The sequence below is a fragment of the Undibacterium sp. Tian12W genome (assembly GCF_049339405.1).
GTDB lineage: Bacteria > Pseudomonadota > Gammaproteobacteria > Burkholderiales > Burkholderiaceae_D > Undibacterium.
This window is the reverse complement of sequence record NZ_JBMPPK010000016.1, coordinates 142,330-164,855: the sequence shown is the minus strand read 5'-3', so window position 1 is coordinate 164,855 and position 22,526 is coordinate 142,330. Positions and strand designations below refer to the sequence as shown.

The 22,526-nt window shown below is 49.9% G+C and carries 23 protein-coding genes, 1 tRNA gene and 1 pseudogene; 2 read left to right on the top strand and 23 right to left on the bottom strand.

Going from position 1 to position 22,526, the window contains the following annotated elements:
* The first annotated feature begins 62 nt into the window (after positions 1-62).
* A complete protein-coding gene (locus ACO0LI_RS20690) occupies positions 63-623 on the top strand; it encodes a LuxR C-terminal-related transcriptional regulator (protein ID WP_423034963.1) in 561 nt (186 codons plus the stop codon).
* A gap of 81 nt (positions 624-704) precedes the next feature.
* Here ACO0LI_RS20690 and ACO0LI_RS20685 read toward each other — a convergent pair whose 3' ends face one another.
* Positions 705-1,166, bottom strand: a complete 462-nt coding sequence (locus ACO0LI_RS20685) for an acyl-CoA thioesterase (protein ID WP_422970449.1) — start codon at positions 1,164-1,166, stop codon at positions 705-707.
* Entirely contained in the window at positions 1,163-1,939 is a 777-nt protein-coding gene (locus ACO0LI_RS20680; RefSeq protein WP_422950641.1) for an SDR family oxidoreductase, read from the bottom strand. Before ACO0LI_RS20680 ends, ACO0LI_RS20685 begins: the two co-directional genes overlap by 4 nt.
* Before the next feature lie 343 nt (positions 1,940-2,282).
* On the opposite strand from ACO0LI_RS20680, the gene ACO0LI_RS20675 reads away from it, so the two are divergent.
* Positions 2,283-3,905: an electron transfer flavoprotein-ubiquinone oxidoreductase gene (locus ACO0LI_RS20675; protein ID WP_423034961.1), complete on the top strand. Its 1,623-nt coding sequence runs from the start codon at positions 2,283-2,285 to the stop codon at positions 3,903-3,905.
* Between the two features lie 213 nt (positions 3,906-4,118).
* On the opposite strand, the gene ACO0LI_RS20670 is transcribed toward ACO0LI_RS20675, so the two are convergent.
* The 21 genes and pseudogenes from ACO0LI_RS20670 to ACO0LI_RS20570 all read right to left on the bottom strand — a co-directional run bounded on the left by ACO0LI_RS20670 (position 4,119) and on the right by ACO0LI_RS20570 (position 22,475).
* Complete coding sequence (locus ACO0LI_RS20670) at positions 4,119-4,685, bottom strand: NUDIX domain-containing protein (RefSeq protein WP_423034925.1); 567 nt, start codon at positions 4,683-4,685, stop codon at positions 4,119-4,121.
* Complete coding sequence (locus ACO0LI_RS20665) at positions 4,678-4,917, bottom strand: DUF2818 family protein (RefSeq protein ID WP_423034959.1); 240 nt, start codon at positions 4,915-4,917, stop codon at positions 4,678-4,680. Before ACO0LI_RS20665 ends, ACO0LI_RS20670 begins: the two co-directional genes overlap by 8 nt.
* Before the next feature lie 153 nt (positions 4,918-5,070).
* A pseudogene (locus ACO0LI_RS20660) lies at positions 5,071-5,160 on the bottom strand (DUF2818 family protein); the annotation flags it as partial.
* A gap of 11 nt (positions 5,161-5,171) precedes the next feature.
* Entirely contained in the window at positions 5,172-6,647 is a 1,476-nt protein-coding gene (nuoN, locus tag ACO0LI_RS20655) for an NADH-quinone oxidoreductase subunit NuoN (protein WP_423034923.1), read from the bottom strand.
* Positions 6,648-6,729: 82 nt separating this feature from the next.
* On the bottom strand, positions 6,730-8,223 hold the full coding sequence (locus ACO0LI_RS20650) for an NADH-quinone oxidoreductase subunit M (RefSeq protein WP_423034957.1): 1,494 nt from the start codon (positions 8,221-8,223) through the stop codon (positions 6,730-6,732).
* 26 nt (positions 8,224-8,249) lie between these two features.
* Positions 8,250-10,325 (bottom strand): NADH-quinone oxidoreductase subunit L, encoded by a 2,076-nt coding sequence (gene nuoL, locus ACO0LI_RS20645; protein WP_423034921.1) that lies wholly within the window; start codon positions 10,323-10,325, stop codon positions 8,250-8,252.
* 97 nt (positions 10,326-10,422) lie between these two features.
* Positions 10,423-10,737, bottom strand: coding sequence for an NADH-quinone oxidoreductase subunit NuoK (nuoK, locus tag ACO0LI_RS20640; protein ID WP_162041807.1), 315 nt, complete (start codon positions 10,735-10,737; stop codon positions 10,423-10,425).
* A complete protein-coding gene (locus tag ACO0LI_RS20635; RefSeq protein WP_423034955.1) occupies positions 10,738-11,385 on the bottom strand; it encodes an NADH-quinone oxidoreductase subunit J in 648 nt (215 codons plus the stop codon).
* A 16-nt stretch (positions 11,386-11,401) separates the two neighbouring features.
* The gene (gene nuoI / locus ACO0LI_RS20630; protein ID WP_422950382.1) at positions 11,402-11,890 is read right to left on the bottom strand and encodes an NADH-quinone oxidoreductase subunit NuoI; all 489 of its coding nucleotides are present in this window, start codon (positions 11,888-11,890) and stop codon (positions 11,402-11,404) included.
* 12 nt (positions 11,891-11,902) lie between these two features.
* Positions 11,903-12,967, bottom strand: a complete 1,065-nt coding sequence (gene nuoH, locus ACO0LI_RS20625; RefSeq protein ID WP_422950383.1) for an NADH-quinone oxidoreductase subunit NuoH — start codon at positions 12,965-12,967, stop codon at positions 11,903-11,905.
* Entirely contained in the window at positions 12,967-15,273 is a 2,307-nt protein-coding gene (nuoG, locus tag ACO0LI_RS20620) for an NADH-quinone oxidoreductase subunit NuoG (RefSeq protein WP_423034919.1), read from the bottom strand. The genes nuoH and nuoG overlap by 1 nt, the downstream gene beginning before the upstream one ends.
* A 32-nt stretch (positions 15,274-15,305) precedes the next feature.
* A complete protein-coding gene (gene nuoF / locus ACO0LI_RS20615; protein ID WP_422950385.1) occupies positions 15,306-16,601 on the bottom strand; it encodes an NADH-quinone oxidoreductase subunit NuoF in 1,296 nt (431 codons plus the stop codon).
* Positions 16,601-17,086 (bottom strand): NADH-quinone oxidoreductase subunit NuoE, encoded by a 486-nt coding sequence (nuoE, locus tag ACO0LI_RS20610; RefSeq protein WP_162041813.1) that lies wholly within the window; start codon positions 17,084-17,086, stop codon positions 16,601-16,603. Before nuoE ends, nuoF begins: the two co-directional genes overlap by 1 nt.
* Before the next feature lie 37 nt (positions 17,087-17,123).
* Positions 17,124-18,377, bottom strand: coding sequence for an NADH-quinone oxidoreductase subunit D (locus ACO0LI_RS20605; protein WP_162059349.1), 1,254 nt, complete (start codon positions 18,375-18,377; stop codon positions 17,124-17,126).
* Entirely contained in the window at positions 18,377-18,973 is a 597-nt protein-coding gene (locus tag ACO0LI_RS20600; RefSeq protein ID WP_423034917.1) for an NADH-quinone oxidoreductase subunit C, read from the bottom strand. Before ACO0LI_RS20600 ends, ACO0LI_RS20605 begins: the two co-directional genes overlap by 1 nt.
* 29 nt (positions 18,974-19,002) lie before the next feature.
* A complete protein-coding gene (locus tag ACO0LI_RS20595) occupies positions 19,003-19,479 on the bottom strand; it encodes a NuoB/complex I 20 kDa subunit family protein (RefSeq protein WP_422970442.1) in 477 nt (158 codons plus the stop codon).
* 6 nt (positions 19,480-19,485) lie between these two features.
* Entirely contained in the window at positions 19,486-19,845 is a 360-nt protein-coding gene (locus ACO0LI_RS20590; protein ID WP_110253971.1) for an NADH-quinone oxidoreductase subunit A, read from the bottom strand.
* Positions 19,846-19,957: 112 nt separating this feature from the next.
* A tRNA-Leu gene (locus ACO0LI_RS20585) sits at positions 19,958-20,042 on the bottom strand.
* 85 nt (positions 20,043-20,127) lie between these two features.
* Positions 20,128-20,520 carry a preprotein translocase subunit SecG gene (gene secG / locus ACO0LI_RS20580; protein WP_422950389.1) on the bottom strand — a complete coding sequence of 131 codons (393 nt, stop codon included), beginning with the start codon at positions 20,518-20,520 and terminating at the stop codon, positions 20,128-20,130.
* Positions 20,521-20,561: 41 nt separating this feature from the next.
* Positions 20,562-21,305 (bottom strand): triose-phosphate isomerase, encoded by a 744-nt coding sequence (gene tpiA / locus ACO0LI_RS20575; RefSeq protein WP_422950390.1) that lies wholly within the window; start codon positions 21,303-21,305, stop codon positions 20,562-20,564.
* A 189-nt stretch (positions 21,306-21,494) separates the two neighbouring features.
* Positions 21,495-22,475 (bottom strand): NAD(P)H-quinone oxidoreductase, encoded by a 981-nt coding sequence (locus ACO0LI_RS20570; protein ID WP_423034953.1) that lies wholly within the window; start codon positions 22,473-22,475, stop codon positions 21,495-21,497.
* Positions 22,476-22,526: the final 51 nt, after the last annotated feature.

Below are 22,526 nucleotides of genomic sequence, written 5' to 3'. Positions count from 1 at the left end.
GTTATACTGCGCAATACCGTAAAAATACGCCTTTACCAGAAACCTGTCAGTGGACCGCAGAAATGAATGCCGCACAGCCCATCGATTTTGAATCCATATTTCAACATGCACCTGTCGGTATGTGCGTGTCGCAAAACCGTATTATCCAGGCTTGCAATGATGATCTGGCTAAAATGTTTGGCTATCAAAAAGATGAATTGCTGGGTCAGTCATTCCTGGTACTTTACCCCAGTCCCGACGAATTTGAACGTACCGGGGCCAGGATCACGCCCATCATGAATGCCAAGGGCTATTACTCTGATGAGCGCATCATGAAACGCGCCAATCAGGAGCTGTTCTGGTGCCACGTCTCTGGCCGTGGCCTGAACAAGGACAACCCCCATGCTGCCGGCATCTGGACTTTTGAAGACCTCAGTGCAAAACGCTCTGTCACCGCCGAACTGACACCAAGAGAACGCGAAATTGCGGCGCTGCTGGTAGAAGGCAAGACCAGCAAACTGATTGCCCGCCAGATAGACCTCAGCCCCAGAACAGTGGAAATGCACAGGGCCAAACTCATGCGCAAATTCAATTCAGCGACATCCAGTGAACTTGTGCATAAATTGCTGGGCATCATGCGCTGAGCGCTGCAATAAGCTCAAATACAGGGGGCGGGCCTGGCCGACCTCTTTCATGATTCATTCACATCATACAACTGAGGTAATTCAGATCTTCGCAGTCCTGGATTGACGTTTTGCGACCTTGATTTCACTGAGCTTTTGCTTGATGGCTTCAGGCAAGGCCTCGGATTTACCTGTCTCGGCAGATACCCACACCACTTTGGCCCCACCTTCGGCATACAGGGCATAACCGTCACCGACTGAACGCATTTCCTGTATGGTTTCAAAACTGCTGCGGCCTGCCGCACCGATATAGGTACACACTTCCACCTGCCCAGGATATTTCAGGGGCTTCTTGAAGGTGCAATAGGCATTGACGATGACCGGACCATTGCCCTTGTCATCCGGCAGGCAACCCATCATGCTCAGCCACTCAATACGCGCCTGCTCCATATAACGGAAATACACGGTATTGTTGACATGGCCCATGGCATCCATATCGCCCCACCGGATAGGAATGGTGACGGTATAGACCAGCTTCTTTTCCGTGACCTTGTTCTCTATCATTGCACGCTCATACCGTCATCGGCAGTAACGATGGCACCATTCAGGAAGCGGGATTCTTCCGCTGCCAGTAAAAGCAGCAAACCATCCAGGTCTTCTGGTGTACCAACACGTTTTCTTGGCAGCATATCGACCAGTTTCTGACCTGCATCGGTAGAAAAATAGTCTGAATTGATTTCAGTTGAAATATAGCCTGGGCAAATTGCATTCACATTGATACCGTACTTGCCCCACTCCACTGCCATGGCCTTGGTCATGTGCACTACGGCAGCTTTGCTCATGCAGTAAATACCTATTTGCGGTAAGACGCGCAAACCGGCTACTGAAGCAATATTGATGATGCGATGTTGTTTTTTAGGATCACCCTTGTGACGGGCGATCATGCGCTTGGCCGCTTCTTGCGCCACGAAAAAGGCACCGCGCTGATTGGTATCCATGACATAGGCATAATCATCAGGCGTCACATCGACCAGGCGTTGTGTGGTCGATACACCAGAGTTATTGATCAGGATATCGATAGGGCCAGCCTCAGTCTCGGCATGGGCAATCGCTGATTTGATACTGCCATAGTCAGTCACATCCAGTGCCACTACATGGGCGGCACCGCCTTCAGACTCGATCTCGGCACGTAATTCCTTGAGCCTGTCTATACGGCGCGAGGCCAGCACGACCTGTGCACCTGCTTGTGCCAGGACTTTTGCAAAACGCGCACCAAGGCCACTGGAAGCACCAGTAATCAATGCAATCTTGCCTTCGAAATTGACTTCTATGCCCATCTGATTCTCCACGAATAATTTGAATAAGCTTACTACTCTATCACCCGCTATGATGACATACTGATTATGCTTGTGTTGTATGGATTTGAATTAGTTAAGGATATTTACAGAAATTTTCCTGCCATTTCACATGATCTTGATGCACACCAAAGTTGGCTCTGCGATAATTCTGAGTATTTTGTACTTCCACAACAATAAAAATTCGAGCACACCCTCGCTTGCGCAATACATTCACAGCAGATAACATGCTGACAGCAAATAAGCACGCTCGTTCGAAAATCTTCAGAAAGTGAAAATAGCCATGACACAAAGCATACTTGAACAGTACGGCCCACGCGACGCGATGGAATATGACGTCGTCGTCGTCGGCGGCGGACCCGCTGGCCTGTCAGCAGCCATCAAGATCAAGCAACTGGCCGCAGAAAAAGGCACGGAAGTCTCGGTCTGCGTACTCGAAAAAGGTGGTGAGCCTGGTGCCCACATCCTGTCTGGCGCCGTCATGGACCCAAAGGCCCTGACTGAACTGTTTCCTAACTGGAAGGAAATGGGCGCCCCCCTGAATACTGAAGTTACTGAAGACCGCGTTCTGGTTCTGACTGAAACCAAGGCTTACCGCACACCTAACTGGATGCTGCCAGCCTGTTTCGAGAATCATGGCAACTACATCGTTTCATTGGCCAATGTGACGCGCTGGCTGGGCCAGCAGGCCGAAGCGCTGGGCGTAGAGGTATTCCCAGGCTTTGCTGCGGCAGAAGTCTTGTATAACGAAGATGGTTCCGTCAAAGGTGTTGCGACTGGGAATATGGGTGTAGATCGCCACGGTCAGCCAACTTCTTCTTTCCAGCTCGGCATGGAACTGCATGCGAAATACACCTTGTTTGCCGAAGGCGCACGCGGCCATCTGGGCAAGCAAGTCATTGCCAAATACGATTTGAACAAGGGCAAAGACCCGCAATCCTATGGCATAGGCATCAAGGAATTGTGGGAAATCGATCCCAAGCAGCATAAGCCTGGCCTGGTGGTGCACACGACAGGCTGGCCATTGATGGACCAGTACAGCGGTTCTTTCCTGTACCACCTGGAAGACAATCTGGTGGCAGTTGGTTATGTGGTTGGCCTGGCCTATGAAAACCCTTACCTGTCCCCTTACGAAGAATTCCAGCGTTTCAAGACCCACCCGTCTATCCGCACTTTCTTTGAAGGCGGCAAACGTATTTCTTACGGTGCGCGTGCGATTACTGCCGGTGGCTTGCAATCCCTGCCCAAACTGGTGTTCCCAGGTGGCGCATTGATAGGCTGTGATGCTGGCTTCCTCAACATGAGCCGCATCAAAGGTAGTCATGCTGCAATCAAGACCGGCATGCTGGCTGCCACTGCCGCATTTGAAGCAGTATCAGCCAACCGCCAACACGATGAACTGAGCGCTTATTCAACAGCGTTTGAACAATCATGGCTGCATGAAGAGTTGTATACTGCGCGCAATGTCAAACCCTTGCTCAAGCGCGGTACTTATGGCTCACCACTGGTGTGGCTGGATCAGGTCGTCTTGCGTGGCAAGGCACCATGGACGCTGCATCACAGCAAGGCAGATCATGAATGCCTGCGCCCTGCTTCTGAATTCACGCCCATCGTTTATCCAAAACCAGATGGCAAGCTGACTTTTGACCGCCTGTCGTCAGTGTTTATCTCGAATACCAATCATGCGGAAGACCAGCCCATACATCTGACCTTGAAAAATGCTGATGTACCAGTCGCAGTCAACCTGGCCAAGTTCGCAGGCCCGGAAGCGCGTTATTGCCCGGCTGGGGTGTATGAGTTCGTAAAAACTGAAGAAGGCGCAGACCGCCTGCAAATCAATGCGCAAAACTGTGTGCATTGCAAGACTTGCGATATCAAGGACCCGACGCAGAATATCGTCTGGGTGACGCCTGAAGGTGGGGGTGGACCAAATTATCCAAACATGTAGTCGAAGGCCTGATTAAGCTACTGCGCAGCGCAATTTTGAGCCTGCGATGCTCGCCGTACGTTCGTACGACTGCGCTTCTTAACTCAAACTTGCGTTGCTCGCTACGCTTACTCAGACCTTCTTGACAATGCTGTTTGAAATGAAGTTCTACTGCGAAAAGCCGCTGATCAGCGGCTTTTCGTTTTTAAAACTTTTTGCAATTCCGACCCGCAATCACCACTTACCGGCCAGGATTTTCTCCAGCCAGAATGTGCCTATGACGGTTTTTACGTCGGTGATCTGGCCGAATTTAATCCAGTCCAGCATCTCTGGCAGGGTGGCGGTGAATACTTCGAGGAACTCTTCTTCATCGAGGGCGGCCTGCCCTGCCGTCAGGCCTTTGGCCAGGTAGATGTCGAGATGTTCGTCGGAATAAGCGATGGCGTTGTGTATGGTGCAGACGAAAGACCAGTCACTGGCTGTATAGCCGGTTTCTTCGCGCAACTCGCGCTGAGCGCACAGTAAGGGGTCTTCACCTGCATCTATCTTGCCAGCAGGGAATTCTATGAAGACCTGATGTAAGGGATAGCGGAACTGTTTTTCCAGCAGGATGCTGCCATCATCAAACAGAGGGATGATAACCACGGCACCGGGGTGGCGTATGTATTCACGCGTGGCAGTCTGTCCATCCGGCAAGGACACAACATCTTTATCGACCTTCAGAAAACTGCCCTCATACACCAGCTCGCTGCTGATCTTGTTTTCTTGCAGATCCAGCTTGCTGGTGATTTTCTCAGCCATGATTGCGCTTCAGGTAGCGATACACAAAACCGGGGAAAGCCAGTACCAGGAACAGGCAGGCATTGATCGCATAGAACTCCCATCCTTGTGGGAAGCGGTTGCCTGCTGAAGACTCAAGAACAAAAGCAATGCCACCGACACAGAAATACAGGATGATGAGTTCAAGAAGGCGCAACCACAGCGACTTGACCTGAACCGTATTCGATTCTGGCACCTCAGAATATGCAGGCATAGTGCGCACAGGCGAATCATTCGTGGTGCTGAGTGTCGCATTCACGTCGCCATCTTCATCAGCAGGAGTAGCAACAGCCAAATCGACTGCAGATGAAGAAGCTGATTTCCAAAAGAAAATAGACTTAAGAAATACGAAACGCTGCAAACCTATGATAGCAAAGCAGCGCTCATTCAAGAAAGGCAGGTTGGCAGCGAGAACTGCCAACACGATAATCAGCCAGGTAGATGCAGAATTACCCACTGCTGGCCGTATCAGTATTTAAGAGTATTGGAAATGGCGTTTACGCAGGCTGTCATCAGCGATCCTGGCAAGATGCCGAGGACCACGACGATCAGGCCATTCACGCTCAATACCATGCGCACGTCGGCGCTGGCAACGATAGGACTATTATCTACCGGATCATCAAAATACATGAGTTTGACGATACGCAGATAATAGAAAGTACCGATCAGCGAGAACAATACAGCAACGATAGCCAGCCACAATTTGCCAGTAGATAAAACCGCCTGCAAGACTGACAGCTTGGCATAGAAGCCCATCATAGGAGGAATACCAGCCAGCGAGAACATCAGCAGCAGCATAACCAGGGCAAACCATGGATTGCGCTTGTTCAGGCCTTTCAGATCTTCCAGGTTTTCTGCTTCAAAACCTGAACGTGCCAGCAGCATGATGACGCCAAAGGTACCCAGCGTCGTCAATACATAAGTGATGCTGTAAAACATGGAAGAGCTGTAAGCATCGACTGCCAAGTCAGAATTACCATTTGCCACGCCAGACAACATACCCAGCAACATAAAGCCCATTTGTGAAATGGTGGAATAAGCCAGCATACGCTTCAAGTTAGTTTGCGCAATCGCGGTCAGATTACCTATCGCCATCGACAAGACCGCCAGCACCACCAGCATCTGCTGCCAATCAACAGCCAACGGGAACAGTCCCTCTACCAGCAAACGGAAGGTAATTGCAAACGCCGCCAGCTTGGGTGCGCCGCCCAGTAGCAAAGTCACCGCAGTTGGTGCACCCTGATACACGTCAGGTACCCACATATGGAAAGGCACCACGCCCAGTTTAAATGCCAGACCCGCAACCAGGAAAACGATACCGAAAACCAGAATAGTTTTATTCGCTGTTGCAGTCGCAGTGACTTTAACAACTTCATTCAACTGCAAAGAGCCAGTAGCGCCGTACAACATGGAAATACCGTACAACATGAAACCGGACGCCAGCGCACCGAGGATGAAATACTTCATCGCCGCTTCAGTAGAAACAGTATGGTCACGACGCAGGGCTACCAGGGCATACAGTGACAGGGACATCAATTCCAGACCAAGGTAGATCACCAGGAAGTTATTACCAGAAATCATCACCATCTGGCCCAGCAAGGCAAACAGCGCCAGCACATAGTACTCACCGCCAAGGTGGGTATTGGTCATCGCGCGATCGCTGACGTATTGACGGGAATAAATCAGAGTCACGCCTACTGCGATATAAGAGAACAGCTTCAGCAGTACGGCCATAGGGTCAGAAACAAACATATTGTTACTGACGTATTCCGACTTCACCGGATCAGCGAATACCACTGTCAGGACACCACAGATCGTCAATGCCAGTATGCTGAGCGCATACGTCACATTGCGTTTGCTGTCCGGCAAAAACATATCAGTCAGCAAGATGCCGCAAATCGCCAGCAGCAAAAAGATTTCAGGGTAAAGTGGTATCAGGTTCATATTATTCAATTTTTACTAGCATTGATCTGCTGCCACAACTATCTGATGCAGACTGCCGTGGCTTGCGTATCCAAATTCCCGGTCAAGGTATCAGCTTAGGGACTGCCACATGTCGCAACAGATCAGCTACCGACACCTGCATTGCATCTGTAAATGGTGCTGGATACAAACCCATCACCAATACCGCTATTGCCAACACACCCAGCATGAAGAATTCACGTTTGTTCAAGTCGCTCAGATGGGCTACATGTTCATTCGTGATATTGCCAAACACCACGCGCTTGACCATCCACAAAGAGTAAGCCGCACCAAAAATCAGAGCCGTTGCTGCCAGCATGCCTATCCAGAAATTGAACTGGACTGCACCCAGGATGACCATGAACTCGCCAACGAAACCAGAAGTTGCCGGCAAGCCGCAGTTAGCCATGGAGAACAACACGAACAAGGCAGCAAATTTAGGCATGGTATTGACCACACCACCGTAGTCAGCAATTTCACGGGAATGTACGCGGTCATACAAGACACCGATACACAGGAACATCGCGCCAGAGATAAAGCCGTGAGAAATCATTTGTACGATAGCGCCCTGCACTGACATGTCGTTGAACATGAAGAAGCCCAGAGTCACAAAGCCCATATGCGCAATCGAAGAATACGCCACCAGCTTTTTCATATCTTTTTGTACCAGTGCTACCAGGCCGATATAAATAACGGCGATCAACGACAGCGTGATCATGAAACCTGCCATGTAATGGCTGGCGTCAGGTGCGATAGGCAAAGAGAAACGCAGGAAGCCATAAGCACCCAGTTTCAACATGATGGCTGCCAACACGACAGAACCACCAGTCGGCGCTTCAACGTGGGCATCTGGCAACCAGGTGTGTACTGGCCACATAGGTACCTTGACTGCAAACGCCATCAGGAAGGCGCAGAAAATCATGATCTGAGTTGTCAATGGTAAAGGCAGTTTATGCCATACCAGAATATCAAAGGAATGACCGGCTTTCAGATACAGGTAGATAATGGCTATCAGTGTCAGCAGAGAACCCATCAAGGTATATAGGAAAAACTTGAACGCAGCATACACACGGTTCGGGCCACCCCAGACACCGACGATGATATACATAGGGATCAGCGTGGCTTCAAAGAAGACATAGAACAACATGCCGTCAGTCGCGCAGAACACGCCTATCATCAAGCCTGACAAAATCAGGAAGGCACCCATATATTGGGAAACCTGTTTTTCTATGACTTCCCAGGCGGCGATGACCACGATCACGGTGATGAAAGCTGTCAGAGGCACCAGCCACAAAGAGATACCGTCTATGCCCAATGCATAGAACACATTGAAGCGTTCTATCCAGCTATGTTTTTCAACAAACTGCATACCGTGTGCAGTATTGTCAAAAAGCTTGATCAAAGGCAGCGTCACGATAAAGCTGCAGATAGAACCGATCAGCGCAACACCGCGCACCAGAGCTGGATTGTTATCGCGCCCGAATGCCAGTATGAAGATACCGAAGGCTATCGGTAACCAGATCGAAAGGCTAAGTAGAGTAGAAGTTGACTGCATAATAATTATCTTTTTATAGCCGTGGTCACTTATTTAGCAAAGGGAAACAGCACTGTATAAGCCAGGAATCCCATCACGCCGAGTATCATCACAAATGCATAGTGATAGATATAACCACTCTGCAAATGACGTATCAGTTTGGAGACCCAGCCAACCAGTTTTGCGCTGCCGTTAACTACCAGGCCATCGATGAGGCCTTTGTCACCAATATTCCACAAGCCACCACCGAGTACACGTGCGCCACCGGCGAATACGATTTCGTTAAAGCGGTCCATGTAGTATTTATTTTCAAGCAAGGTGTACAGTGGGCTAACTGCCTTCTTGATCGCTGCTGGAATTTCAGGTTTGACCATGTAGAACACATAGGCCGTCACAACACCTGCCAGCGCAAGCCAGAATGGTGGCGTCATGAAGGAATGCAGACCCATCGCACCAGCGCCGTGAAATTCGTGGTGCAGTTCTTCCATCGCATGATGTGCTTCATTGACAAAAATGACGTTCTTGAAGAAGCCACCAAACAACATAGGCTCAATTGCTATCGCACCGATAAACAGCGAAGGAATCGCCAACAGAACCAGAGGCAACCAGACAACTAATGGGGACTCATGCGGTTTTTGACCAGGAGCCAGACCATGGTGATGGTCGTCATGATGATCGTCAGCAGCATGGTGGTCGTCTTTGTGTGCAGTTTTATGATCATCGTGATGATCATGCGCATGTGCCTTACCAAAGTTTTCCTTGCCGTGGAAGACCAGGAAATACATACGGAAAGAATAGAAAGCTGTTACGAACACACCTGCCAGCACAGCAAACTGCGCAAAACCGGCGCCTGGTAAATGGCTGGCCTGCACTGCTTCGATAATACTGTCCTTGGAGTAAAAACCGGACAGGAAAGGCGTACCTATCAATGCCAGAGAACCAGCCAGGGAAGTCAGCCAGGTGATAGGCATGTATTTTCTCAAGCCACCCATGTTGCGGATATCCTGATCATGGTGCATACCGATAATCACGGAACCGGCACCAAGGAACAACAGCGCTTTAAAGAAAGCATGTGTCATCAGATGGAATACCGCAACCGAGTAGGCAGAAGCACCCAGTGCCACTGTCATATAACCCAGTTGTGACAATGTAGAGTAAGCCACGACGCGCTTGATATCGTTCTGGATGATGCCCATGAAACCCATGAACAGCGCAGTAATCGCACCTATCACCAGGATGAAGGACAAGGCAGTGTCGGACAATTCAAACAATGGTGACATGCGTGACACCATGAAGATACCTGCGGTAACCATGGTCGCCGCGTGGATCAGTGCAGAAATCGGGGTTGGGCCTTCCATCGAGTCTGGCAACCAGACATGCAGAGGGAATTGTGCAGACTTACCCATCGCGCCGATGAACAGGCAGATACAGGCAACGGTAATCAGCATCCAGTCTGTATGTGGCAACAGCATGGCTGCCAGCTCATTTTTCTTGGCGAATACTTCAACATAGTTCATGGAACCGGTATTGGCGACCAGCAAGCCTATGCCCAGGATGAAACCAAAGTCACCGACACGGTTGACCAGAAAGGCTTTCATATTGGCGTAAATTGCCGTTGGTTTGGTGTACCAGAAACCGATCAGCAAATAAGACACCAGACCCACAGCTTCCCAGCCAAAGAACAATTGCAGGAAGTTGTTACTCATGACCAGCATCAGCATGGCGAAGGTAAACAGGGAGATGTATGAGAAGAAGCGGTTATAGCCCTCGTCTTCTGCCATATAGCCAATTGTGTAGATATGCACCATCAGCGACACAAAGGTCACGACGCACATCATCATGGCTGTCAGGCTATCGACCATGAAGCCAACTTCCAGCTTCATGTTACCGACCTTCATCCATTGATACAGGGTCTCGTTATAAGTTGCGCCATCCATCACGGCAGACAAGGTCATGCAGGAGATGATCAATGCAATCAATACACCGAGTATGGTGACTGTGTGCGATACCTTGCGGCCAACCACATTGCCGAAAAACTTCGTTCCTAGCAGACCTGCAATAGCAGACCCGACCAGGGGCGCCAGTGGTACTGCCAATAATAATTGTGGGTTAAGTTGCCCCGCCATGATGACCCTTTGTTAGCTTTATTACTTTTCTAAATCGCCAGCCTATACCGGACTACCGGACTGCCGCAACAGGCGACAATCCGCACCATTAACCTGATTAACCTTTTAATGCATCCAGATCTTCGACATTGATGGTATCCAGATTACGGAACAAGACCACCAGAATCGCCAGACCTATTGCTGACTCAGCAGCAGCAACGGTAAGGATGAAGAACACAAATACCTGCCCTGCTGCATCACCCAGATAATGGGAGAACGCGATGAAATTGATATTCACTGCCAGCAACATCAATTCAATCGCCATCAGCAAGACGATGATATTTTTACGGTTGAGGAAAATACCGACGATGGAAATCGCAAACAGGATTGCGCCCAAAATCAGGTAATGCGTCAAACTCAAAGTCAAAGCCATTTAAGCCTCCGGATTCACAGTAGCTGCCGCAGCAGTGGCATTGTTCTCAGCGCGTTCGGATTCAGCTTTCATGCTGACGATACGGATACGGTCCTTGGCTTTTACTTTGACCGCAGCAGAAGGATCAAAATACTTGCTGTCTTTACGGCGACGCAAAGTCAGTGCAACTGCAGCAACGATAGCCAGCAACAGAATGGCCGCTGCAACCTCAAAAGCAAACTGGTAATGCGTGAAAATCTCTATACCCAGGTATTTGGTGTTACCTATCTTGTCAGCTGCTGCCGGTACATGATTGTCCGGACGCAAAAAGCCGCGCAACAACACTGCCGACATTTCCAGCACGATGATGACGCCAACTGCTGCAGCCAACGGGAAGTGACTCCAGAAACCTTCTCTCAATTTATCGAGATTAATATCCAGCATCATCACCACAAACAGGAACAACACCATGACCGCGCCGACATACACCAGCACCAGCACGATGGCCAGGAACTCGGCCTTCAACAACATCCAGATACCTGCCGCATTGAAGAAAGTCAGGACCAGAAATAAGGCGGCATGCACAGGATTGCGTGCAGAAATCACCTGGATCGCAGCGACTATCATGATCGCTGCGAAAACATAAAATAAAACGGTAGTAAATTCCATATCGAACCAGGTCCAGTTAGCGGTATGTGGCATCAGCGGCGCGCGCTGCTGCAATTTGTGGCTCGTAACGATCACCTACAGCCAGCAACATCTCTTTGGTGAAATATAGATCGCCGCGTTTTTCACCGTGATATTCCAGTACGTGGGTTTCCACGATGGAATCGACCGGGCAAGACTCTTCGCAGAAACCGCAGAAAATGCACTTGGTCAGGTCGATGTCATAACGGGTAGTACGGCGAGTACCGTCAGCACGCTGATCAGATTCAATCGTGATTGCCATTGCCGGGCACACTGCTTCACACAATTTACAGGCGATGCAACGCTCTTCCCCATTCGGGTAGCGACGCAAAGCATGCAAGCCACGGAAACGTGGAGACTGTGGTGTTTTTTCCTCAGGAAATTGCACCGTGATCTTGCGGGCGAACATATAGCGACCTGTCAGGGCGAGGCCCTTGATCAGTTCGCGCAGCATCAGGCTGCCAAAAAAATCCTTGATTGCTTCCATTTTTTTAGCCTCTTACTTCCAAATATTCCATGGAGTTTGCATCCATGCTGCGACGATAACCAGATACACCAGAGTCAGCGGGATAAATACTTTCCAGCCCAGACGCATGATCTGGTCATAGCGATAGCGTGGGAAAGATGCGCGAGCCCAGATGAACATGGAAACCACAACAAAAGTCTTGATACCGAGCCAGATCCAGCCAGGGATAAAATCCAGGAAACTGAACGGTGCAGACCAACCGCCGAGGAACATCAAAGATGCCATGGCAGAGATCAAAATCATATTGGCGTATTCAGCCAGGAAGAACATGGCGAAAGACATGCCGGAGTATTCAACCATGTGACCGGCAACGATTTCGGATTCACCCTCAACCACGTCAAACGGATGACGATTGGTTTCAGCAATACCGGAAATCACATACACCACGAACATAGGCAACAGCGGCAACCAGTTCCATGAAAACAGGTTGAAACCATAGCTGGCTGCAAAACCTTTGGTCTGGGCATTGACGATGTCAGTCATGTTCAAACTGCCAGATACCATCAGCACGATCACCAGTACGAAGCCCATGGCGATTTCATACGACACCATTTGCGCAGATGCACGCATGGCACCAAGGAAAGCATACTTGGAGTTGGATGCCCAACCGGCGATGATGATGCCGTAGACTTCCATCGAGGTGATTGCCATGATCAGCAGCAAACCTGCATTGACGTTCGCCAAGACAGTTTCAGGGCCAAAAGGGATCACCGACCAGGCTGCCAGCGCTGGCATGATGGTCATGATAGGCGCCAGCACGAACAAGATTTTGTTTGCTTTTGCCGGGATGATGATTTCTTTGAGCAGCAGCTTCAGCGCGTCAGCAATAGGTTGCAGTAAACCTGCAGGACCTACGCGATTCGGGCCAAGACGGATGTGCATCCAGCCTATCATTTTGCGTTCCCACAAGGTCAGGTAGGCTACACAGCCCATGACTGGCAAAGTGATGCAAACGATCTTGAGCAGCGTCCACAAAGGCATCCAAAAGGCGCCCAGGTAGTGCTGACCAAATTCATGGATAGAGAGCAGCAAATTCATTATGCACGCTCCAGTTTGATCGCGCCGAACATACCGTCCAGATTACTTGTCAGGTTGTGGCCTGCAGCAATCCTGACTACATTCTCAGGCAGAGATTGATCGATTCCGACAGGAATCAGGATAGAACCTGTTTTGCTCAGTCTGACCATGTCACCTTCGGCGATGCCCAGCTTGCTAGCATCAGCAGAGCTGATCCATGCTTGCGGTGCGCGGGCATCGGCTGTCAGTTGCAGGGATTCTGCACGGCGTACGATAGCGTCTGTGCTGTAAATACCAACGTCAGCAATACGCTCCATGCCAGCAGCAGCCTTGACAGGAACTGATGGAGCTAGCCTGGATGTGTTGTTCAATTGCGTAGTCAGGTCAGCTTGCGCCAATACTGTTGCACGCACTGCTTCTGCTGTCTCGAAATCAAAGTTCTCCAGGCCCAGCAAATTACCAAGTACGCGCAAGACTTTCCATGCAGGACGGGTATCGCCCAGAGGTTTGACTACACCATGGAAACTTTGTGCACGGCCTTCGCAGTTCACAAAAGTACCGGATGTTTCTGTGTAAGGAGAAACTGGCAGCAAGACGTCAGCATATTCAGCACCATGTTTAAATGGCGACATGACGACGACCATTTCAGCATTGTCCAAAGCGGCTTTGGCTTGTACCGGATGTGCGCTGTCAAGCAAAGGCTCGGCGTGCAAAACGATGTAAGCTTTTTTGGCTTCAGTGAATACTGGCTTGGCATTGTTGGCAGGAATCGCATTTGCCAGGTAGCCACCAACTGTATTTGCGGCTTCTGTCAGGTAACCAAATTCTGAACCTGCGTTTTCAGCTATCCATTGTGCCAGTGCATGCAATTGCGATGCTTCTGGATGGTAAGACGCTGTGTTACCCAGGAATACACCAGCATTGCCAGCCAGCAGGCTAGTCGCAATCGCTTCTGCTTTGGCAGATGCTTGCACTGCGTCGTAACCAGCAGGTTTGGCGATTTCTTTTTTAGCTGCGATAGCAACGGCAACTTCAGCCAGGAAAGCTGTCCACAGTGATGGAGCTACGATTGCATTGTTGGCCAGCTTGATGAGCAATTCATCATTCGTTGCATGCAGGATACTGAGCTTGGCACCCATTTTTACTGACTGACGCAAGCGCGCTGCCAGCAAAGGATGATCCTTACGCAGGAAAGAACCAATAACGAAAACGTTTTTCAACTGACCAAACCTGGCAATGCTGGTACCCAGCCAAGGCTTGACAGAAGAATCCAGCGCGAAGTCAGACTGACGCAGGCGGAAATCAACATTATCAGAACCGAGGCCACGCACAACGCGTTGTAGCAGCGTCAGTTCTTCCAGAGTAGAACTTGGTGCAGCAACCGCAGCGATAGCATCAGCGCCATGTTCATGCTTGACGTTACGCAGACCATGCGCAACATATTCGAGTGCTGTCTGCCAGTCAGTTTCCTGCCATAACCCGCCCTGCTTGATCATGGGCTTGGTCAGACGCTCTGTGCTGTTCAAAGCTTCGTAAGAGAAACGGTCTTTATCAGAAATCCAGCATTCATTGATTTCTTCATTTTCCAGCGGAACCACACGCATAACCTTGTGGTTCTTGACCTGAACGATCAGGTTAGAACCCAGGCCATCATGACCACTGACCGATTTACGGCGTGACAATTCCCAGGTACGGGCAGAGTAACGGAAAGGCTTGGATGTCAGTGCGCCTACCGGGCACAGATCGATCATATTGCCTGACAATTCTGAATCAACCGTTTTGCCAACGAAAGAAGTGATTTCAGAATGTTCGCCACGGTTGAGCATGCCCAGTTCCATGACGCCAGCGATTTCCTGACCAAAACGAACACAGCGTGTGCAGTGTATGCAGCGGCTCATTTCTTCCATGGACACCAGCGGACCTACGTCCTTGTGGAATACCACGCGTTTTTCTTCATCGTAACGGGATGCCGTACCACCGTAACCAACTGCCAGATCCTGCAGTTGACATTCACCACCCTGATCGCAGATAGGGCAATCCAGCGGATGGTTGATGAGCAGGAATTCCATCACTGCTTTTTGTGCTTTTATTGCCTTGTCGCTGGAAGAACGAACGATCATGCCCGGCGTGACAGGTGTCGCGCAGGCAGGCAAAGGCTTAGGTGCTTTTTCAACCTCAACCAGACACATGCGGCAGTTGGCCGCAATAGATAATTTTTTGTGATAGCAAAAATGCGGGATGTAAGTGCCAAGCTTATTGGCAGCATCCATCACCATACTGCCCTCTTGGACTTCGACTTTTTTGCCGTCTATTTCGATTTCAACCATGGTCTACTCTAAGTGCGCTAACCGAAGCTGGCTTACATGTAAGTGGGCACCAAGCAATGCTTATGCTCGATGTGATATTCAAATTCTTCGCGGAAATTCTTGATCATTGCGCGTACCGGCATCGCTGCTGCATCACCGAGGGCGCAAATTGTCTTGCCCTGAATATTGTCAGCAATGGAGTTCAGCATATCCAGATCATCTGGACGGCCATGACCGTGTTCTATCCTGTGCACCATGCGATACAACCAGCCGGTACCTTCACGGCAAGGTGTGCACTGACCACAGGATTCTTCAAAATAGAAATAAGACAGGCGCAACAGTGACTTGACCATGCAGCGTGTTTCATCCATGACGATGACAGCACCAGAACCCAGCATGGAACCGGCCTTGGCGATGGAGTCATAATCCATGTCAGTCGCCATCATCACATCACCAGTCAATACCGGCATGGATGAGCCACCAGGGATCACTGCCTTGATTTTTTTACCGTCACGCATGCCGCCAGCGAGTTCCAGCAAGGTGGCAAACGGTGTACCCATAGGTACTTCGTAGTTGCCAGGTTTTGCTACGTCGCCAGACATGGAGAAAATCTTGGTGCCACCATTATTTGGCTTGCCCAGTGCAGCGTATTTCTCACCGCCCATGGCCAGCACAAAAGGTACGGCTGCAAAAGTTTCTGTGTTATTGATCGTAGTTGGCTTGCCATACAAACCAAAGCTGGCCGGGAAAGGCGGCTTGAAGCGTGGCTGCCCTTTCTTGCCTTCCAGCGATTCCAGCAAGGCTGTTTCTTCGCCACAGATGTAGGCGCCGTAGCCGTGAAATGCATGCAACTGGAAGTTGAATTCAGAACCGGCAATTTTGTCGCCCAGCATATTGGCTGCACGAGCTTCTTCCAGCGCTTCTTCGAAACGGTCGTAGTCAGCAAAAATTTCGCCGTGGATGTAGTTGTAACCCACAGTGATACCCATGGCGTAAGCACCAATGGCCATGCCTTCGATCAGCGCATGCGGGTTATAACGGATGATGTCACGATCCTTGAATGTACCAGGCTCGCCCTCATCTGTATTACAGACCAGATATTTTTGACCAGGGAACTGACGTGGCATGAAGCTCCACTTCAAACCGGTAGGAAAACCCGCACCACCGCGACCACGCAATGAAGAAGCCTTCAACTCAGCAATGACTTGCTCAGGAGGGATTTTTTCATTCAGGATACGCTTCAGGGATTCATAGCCGCCACGAGCTACGTAATCTTGCAGATGCCAGTTTTTGCCATCCAGGCCAGCCAGTATCAAAGGCTTAATATGGCGATTATGCAGACTCGTCATTATTTAACCTCTTTCAATTCATTGACCAGACCGTCAATTTTTTCATTCGACATGAAGCTGCACATGCGCTTGTTATTAACCAGCATCACAGGTGCATCACCGCAGGCACCCATGCATTCACCTTCAACCAGTGTGAACTGGCCGTCTGCCGTAGTTTCCCTGTAATCGATACCGAGTTTTTGCTTCAGGTGATGTGCTGCACGTTCGCCACCAGACAAGGCGCAAGGCAGATTGGTACAGACCGAAATCTTGAACTTGCCCACCGGTTTGGTGTTGTACATATTGTAGAAAGTCGCGACTTCCTGCACTGCTACTGCGGGCATGCCGATGTAGTCAGCCAGAGTCTGCATGACTTCCGGGGATACCCAGCCAGTTTCATCCTGGGCAATAGCCAATGCGGCCATCACAGCGGACTGGCGCTGGTCAGCCGGGAACTTTGCAAGTTCACGATCAATTTTTTTAAATGCCTGCTCTGATAACACCATAGCTAATGCCTCGATTCGACGTCCTCGGGACGCCGCTTTATCTGTCAATCTCACCAAACACAATATCCTGAGTACCGATGATCGTTACCGCATCAGCAATCATGTGACCTTTTGCCATTTCGTCCAAACCCTGCAAATGCGCGAAACCTGGCGCACGGATTTTCAGACGATAAGGCTTGTTAGCACCATCGGACATCAAGTAAATACCAAACTCGCCTTTTGGATGCTCAACTGCGGCATAAGCTTCGCCAGCAGGAACATGGAAACCTTCGGTGAACAGTTTGAAGTGATGGATGAGTTCTTCCATATTCGACTTCATGTTCACGCGATGTGGCGGCGCAACTTTATGGTTATCAGTAATCACCGGACCCTGGTTATTTCTCAGCCACTCTACGCATTGTTTGATGATGCGGTTGGACTGGCGCATTTCTTCTACGCGCACCAGGTAACGGTCATAACTGTCGCCATTGACGCCGACCGGGATATCAAAATCCAGCAAGTCATAGACTTCATACGGCTGCTTCTTGCGCAAATCCCATTCGATACCGGAACCACGCAACATAGGGCCACTAAAACCCATGGCCATGGCGCGCTCAGGCGACACTACGCCAATACCAACCAGACGCTGCTTCCAGATACGGTTGTCGGTCAACAGTGTTTCGTATTCATCGACATATTTTGGGAAACGATTGGTGAAGTCTTCAATGAAATCCAGCAGAGAACCCTGACGGTTTTCATTCAGCAACTTCATCGCTTTTTCATTCTTCAAGGCCGATACAGTGAATTGCGGCATTTGATCCGGCAAATCACGATACACACCACCTGGGCGATAGTAAGCAGCATGCAAACGTGCGCCTGAGACTGCCTCATAGCAATCCATCAGATCTTCACGTTCGCGGAATGCGTACAGGAATACCGCCATTGCACCCACGTCCAGCGCATGCGCGCCTATCCACAGCAAGTGGTTCAACAGGCGTGTGATTTCATCAAACATGACGCGGATATATTGCGCACGCAAAGGCACTTCCAGGCCCAGCATCTTTTCTATGGCCATGACATAGGCATGTTCATTGGCCATCATGGATACATAGTCCAGGCGATCCATGTAAGGCACGGATTGCAGGAAAGTTTTTTGCTCAGCCAGTTTTTCAGTCGCACGATGCAAGAGACCAATGTGCGGATCAGCACGTTGTATCACTTCACCGTCTAGCTCCAGCACCAGGCGCAACACACCGTGCGCAGCAGGATGCTGAGGACCAAAGTTCAGGGTGTAATTCTTAATCTCAGCCATTATTTCATCCCGTAATTTTCTTCACGAATCACACGCGGCACATTTTCGCGTGGATCTATCGTGACAGGCTGGTAAACAACGCGCTTTTGATCTGCGTCATAGCGCATTTCAACATAGCCGGAAACTGGAAAGTCTTTACGGAATGGGTGACCGATAAAACCATAGTCAGTCAAAATACGACGCAAGTCATTGTGACCATCAAACAGGATGCCAAGCAAGTCGAACGCTTCACGCTCATACCAGTTGGCGGCATTCCAGATATCGATCAGCGATGGCACGACTGGCATTTCATCATCCGGCGCAAACACGCGCACACGCAAACGCCAGTTATGCTTGATCGACAGCAGATGGGAAACGGCAGCAAAACGCGCACCTTCCCACAAGCCATCTCCATAAGTAGAATAATCAACACCACAAAGGTCGATCAATTCTTCAAAACTGGTTTCTGCATGGTCGCGCAAAGTGCGCATGACATCCAGATAAGCAGTTGCAGAAACCACGATGGTGATTTCACCCAGCGCATTCTTCAAGTCCAGAATGCGCTCACCCAGGACATTTTTTACTGCTGCCTCAAGGTTTTCCAGTTTGGTAGTCATAATTTATTATTGCCCCAGCGATCGCGCGATTAACGAGCAATGGTATTGGTACGTTTGATCTTGTTTTGCAACTGTATGATGCCGTACATCAGTGCTTCAGCAGTTGGCGGGCAACCTGGCACATAAATATCAACTGGCACAATACGGTCACAACCACGTACTACGGAATACGAATAATGGTAGTAACCACCACCATTAGCGCAAGACCCCATGGAAATCACCCAACGCGGCTCTGCCATCTGGTCATATACCTTGCGCAGCGCTGGCGCCATCTTGTTACACAGCGTACCGGCAACAATCATGACATCAGACTGACGCGGAGATGGACGAAACACCACCCCAAAGCGATCCAGATCATAGCGCGACGCACCAGCATGCATCATCTCTACCGCACAGCAAGCCAGACCAAAAGTCATCGGCCACATGGAGCCGGTACGCGTCCAGTTGATCAGCTTGTCAGCAGACGTCGTCAAAAAGTTTTCGTTGAATACACCTTCAATTGCCATAATCCATCACTCCCAATCCAGAGCGCCTTTTTTCCAGATGTACCAAAATCCAACGCCAAACTCGAGCACGAAGCCGAGCATAATCAGAAAACCTGTCCAGCCCAGATCACGCATTGCCACGCCCCAAGGGAAGAAGAATGCCGTTTCCAGATCGAACAAAATAAACAGAATCGCCACCAGGTAATAACGCACATCAAACTTCATGCGCGCATCTTCGAATGCCTCAAAACCGCATTCGTAAGCAGAATTTTTTTGTGAGTCTGGTTTGTATGGAGCAAGAACACGCCCCAGGATTTGCGGCACCACACCTACGGCGATACCAACCAGAATAAAGAGAAGAACTGGGAAATAATTTTCGAGGTTCACGTTAGGCTACCTGTAATTGAATGCCAGATTGAAGCATTTATTTCTTAAGATCAAACCACAAGAAATAAAGCTTCCTCGACCGGATCAGCAAAGAAAACTGACCCTATTTTTTTGGTGCCGACGACGAGACTCGAACTCGTACAGCTTTCGCCACTACCCCCTCAAGATAGCGTGTCTACCAATTTCACCACGTCGGCTTAAGCCCAGCATTCTACTATGTATAGCCTCATTGTTCAACGCGCAATTGCAGCAATTCAATGTTTTTTGCTGGGCAAAATCAAATTATTTTGGAATCTGACCCGATTGACCAGCAGAAGAAGCCGGTGCGGATGTTGCAGCTGCAGCAGAAGCTGCGGCCGGCGCACTCGCAGGTGCAGCATTTGTCGCAGGCTGAACTACAGTCACACCTTCCATGACACCACCAGAAGGCTTGCGGGCGCCAGTACTGAATACCGCCAGACCCAGGGTTGCCGCAAAAAATATCGCAGCAGCTATACCCGTCGCCTTGGACAAGAAATTGGAAGAACCAGTTGCACCAAACAAACTACCAGAAGCGCCAGAGCCAAAAGAGGCACCCATATCAGCACCTTTACCGTGCTGCAATAAAACCAGACCAATAATTGTCAATGCAGACAGAATCTGAATAACGATGACCAACGTGTGTAAAGTTTGCATTCAAAACATCCAAGTAAAAATTAAGTACTACAATAAACCAATTAACTGGCAGCGATAATTGCAAGAAAGTCTTGTGACTTCAGTGCAGCCCCGCCAATCAAACCACCATCAATATCGGGCATTGCCAATAACTCTTTGGCATTTTCCGGCTTCATGCTACCACCATACAAAATCTGTACTTTTTCTGCCGCACCCGCATCACGGACAGCCACTTGCTGACGCAGGAAATGATGCACTTCTTGCGCCATTTCAGGCGTTGCGGTTTTACCCGTACCTATCGCCCAGACGGGTTCATAGGCAATCACCAGGCCATTAAGGCTATCCAGCACATCCAGCACAGCATTCAACTGCGCCGCTACAACCGCATTCGTCTGACCACTTTCTCGCTGCTCCAGGGTTTCACCGACGCAGACGATAGGCAAGACACCATGCTTCAACAATTGCTGCGCCTTGTGCGCTACCAGCTCGTTTGTTTCAGCATGATAAGCACGGCGCTCAGAGTGTCCGACAATCGCATATTTACAAGCGCAATCCTGCAACATGGAAGCAGAAATCTCACCCGTATAAGCACCATGCGCATGCACAGATACATCTTGCGCACCCCAGCTCACAGCAGTACCACTCAACAATTCTGCACACTGCGCAAAATAGGGCGCAGGAGCACAGACCAGCACGTCACACTGCAAACTGGCAGGCAAACCCGCCTTGACTTCAGACAACAATGAACGGTTGGCAGCAAAACTACCATTCATTTTCCAGTTACCGGCTATTAAGGTGCGTCGCATAGTGAGCCAAAATATAAATAACCGTCTATTGTAGCCTTCGCTGCAGACAGGGTCAAACCAGCAAGACCAGTTTTTACATTCCGAAGTTACTATAAAGACATAATTACATCAAATTTATGAGCAATATGGCAATTTTGTAAACTTCGACACATCCAGACACAGGTTTAATAAAAAAATAACAAGCAACAACTAATCCAGAGCCAGCATGATTTTACCTATATGCAAACCCTCTTCCATCATCGCATGCGCCTGAGCAGCTTGCTCCAGAGGGAAAACCTGATGTATGACGGGGACTATTTCTTTCGATGCCAACAGCGGCCAGACTTGCTCTTGCAGTTGTGTCGCGATTTTTGCCTTGAATGCAACGGAGCGTGGGCGCAATGTCGAACCCGTCACCGTCAAACGCCTGCGCAAGACCTGCGCCAGATCAAGCTCCGCCGAATTACCACCTAGCAGGGCAATAATCGCCAACCGGCCATCATCTGCCAGGCAATTGATTTCTTTTGGCACATAGGAGCCCGCGACCATATCCAGAATGACATCGACACCCTTACCTGCCGTCAATTCCTTGATGAGCTCGACGAAATTTTCAGTCTTGTAATTGATGCCGCGCTCAGCACCCAGTTTTTCTGTCGCTCTGCATTTTTCATCCGAGCCCGCCGTGGCAAACACCCTATGTCCCAGCGCCTTGGCAATCTGGATGGCTGCCACACCTATACCCGAAGTACCGCCCTGCACCAGAAAACTTTCGCCCGGCACCAGATGCGCGCGCTGAAATACATTACTCCAGACTGTAAAATAAGTTTCTGGCAAAGAAGCCGCTTCCACCATGGAAAGACCAGCAGGCACCTTCAAGCACTGACCCGCTGGCGCCACGCAATATTCCGCATAACCACCGCCCTGCACCAATGCGCAAACCTGGTCACCCAACTCAAAACCACTACCCTGCACATCACCACCGACTATTTCGCCAGCCACTTCCAGGCCCGGCAAATCTGAAGCACCTGGCGGCACAGGATAAAAACCAAGGCGCTGCAAGACATCAGGGCGATTCACACCAGCCGCGGCAACCTTGATTAATAGCTCGCCCTTACCCGGCACTGGCACAGGCCTGCTGCAAATCTGCAAGACTTCAGGCTTGCCATATTGGGTAATTTCAATTGCGCGCATTTCAGTTTTCATCTTCAGCCTTTGTAGGGGTCCAGCAATACAGTACGCAAT

Excerpts from the sequence above, each read along its gene's own strand:
- tpiA (WP_422950390.1), bottom strand. The coding sequence starts at position 21,305 with ATGCGACGCACCTTAATAGCCGGTAACTGGAAAATGAATGGTAGTTTT.
- ACO0LI_RS20635 (WP_423034955.1), bottom strand. The coding sequence starts at position 11,385 with ATGGAATTTACTACCGTTTTATTTTATGTTTTCGCAGCGATCATGATA.
- ACO0LI_RS20685 (WP_422970449.1), bottom strand. The coding sequence starts at position 1,166 with ATGATAGAGAACAAGGTCACGGAAAAGAAGCTGGTCTATACCGTCACC.
- nuoN (WP_423034923.1), bottom strand. The coding sequence starts at position 6,647 with ATGAACCTGATACCACTTTACCCTGAAATCTTTTTGCTGCTGGCGATT.
- ACO0LI_RS20600 (WP_423034917.1), bottom strand. The coding sequence starts at position 18,973 with ATGACTACCAAACTGGAAAACCTTGAGGCAGCAGTAAAAAATGTCCTG.
- nuoI (WP_422950382.1), bottom strand. The coding sequence starts at position 11,890 with ATGGAAGCAATCAAGGATTTTTTTGGCAGCCTGATGCTGCGCGAACTG.
- ACO0LI_RS20690 (WP_423034963.1), top strand. The coding sequence starts at position 63 with ATGAATGCCGCACAGCCCATCGATTTTGAATCCATATTTCAACATGCA.
- ACO0LI_RS20605 (WP_162059349.1), bottom strand. The coding sequence starts at position 18,377 with ATGGCTGAGATTAAGAATTACACCCTGAACTTTGGTCCTCAGCATCCT.
- nuoL (WP_423034921.1), bottom strand. The coding sequence starts at position 10,325 with ATGGCGGGGCAACTTAACCCACAATTATTATTGGCAGTACCACTGGCG.
- nuoF (WP_422950385.1), bottom strand. The coding sequence starts at position 16,601 with ATGACGAGTCTGCATAATCGCCATATTAAGCCTTTGATACTGGCTGGC.
- ACO0LI_RS20665 (WP_423034959.1), bottom strand. The coding sequence starts at position 4,917 with ATGCCTGCATATTCTGAGGTGCCAGAATCGAATACGGTTCAGGTCAAG.
- ACO0LI_RS20570 (WP_423034953.1), bottom strand. The coding sequence starts at position 22,475 with ATGCGCGCAATTGAAATTACCCAATATGGCAAGCCTGAAGTCTTGCAG.
- ACO0LI_RS20680 (WP_422950641.1), bottom strand. The coding sequence starts at position 1,939 with ATGGGCATAGAAGTCAATTTCGAAGGCAAGATTGCATTGATTACTGGT.
- nuoH (WP_422950383.1), bottom strand. The coding sequence starts at position 12,967 with ATGAATTTGCTGCTCTCTATCCATGAATTTGGTCAGCACTACCTGGGC.
- ACO0LI_RS20595 (WP_422970442.1), bottom strand. The coding sequence starts at position 19,479 with ATGGCAATTGAAGGTGTATTCAACGAAAACTTTTTGACGACGTCTGCT.
- nuoK (WP_162041807.1), bottom strand. The coding sequence starts at position 10,737 with ATGGCTTTGACTTTGAGTTTGACGCATTACCTGATTTTGGGCGCAATC.
- nuoG (WP_423034919.1), bottom strand. The coding sequence starts at position 15,273 with ATGGTTGAAATCGAAATAGACGGCAAAAAAGTCGAAGTCCAAGAGGGC.
- ACO0LI_RS20675 (WP_423034961.1), top strand. The coding sequence starts at position 2,283 with ATGGAATATGACGTCGTCGTCGTCGGCGGCGGACCCGCTGGCCTGTCA.
- ACO0LI_RS20670 (WP_423034925.1), bottom strand. The coding sequence starts at position 4,685 with ATGGCTGAGAAAATCACCAGCAAGCTGGATCTGCAAGAAAACAAGATC.
- secG (WP_422950389.1), bottom strand. The coding sequence starts at position 20,520 with ATGCAAACTTTACACACGTTGGTCATCGTTATTCAGATTCTGTCTGCA.
- nuoE (WP_162041813.1), bottom strand. The coding sequence starts at position 17,086 with ATGGTGTTATCAGAGCAGGCATTTAAAAAAATTGATCGTGAACTTGCA.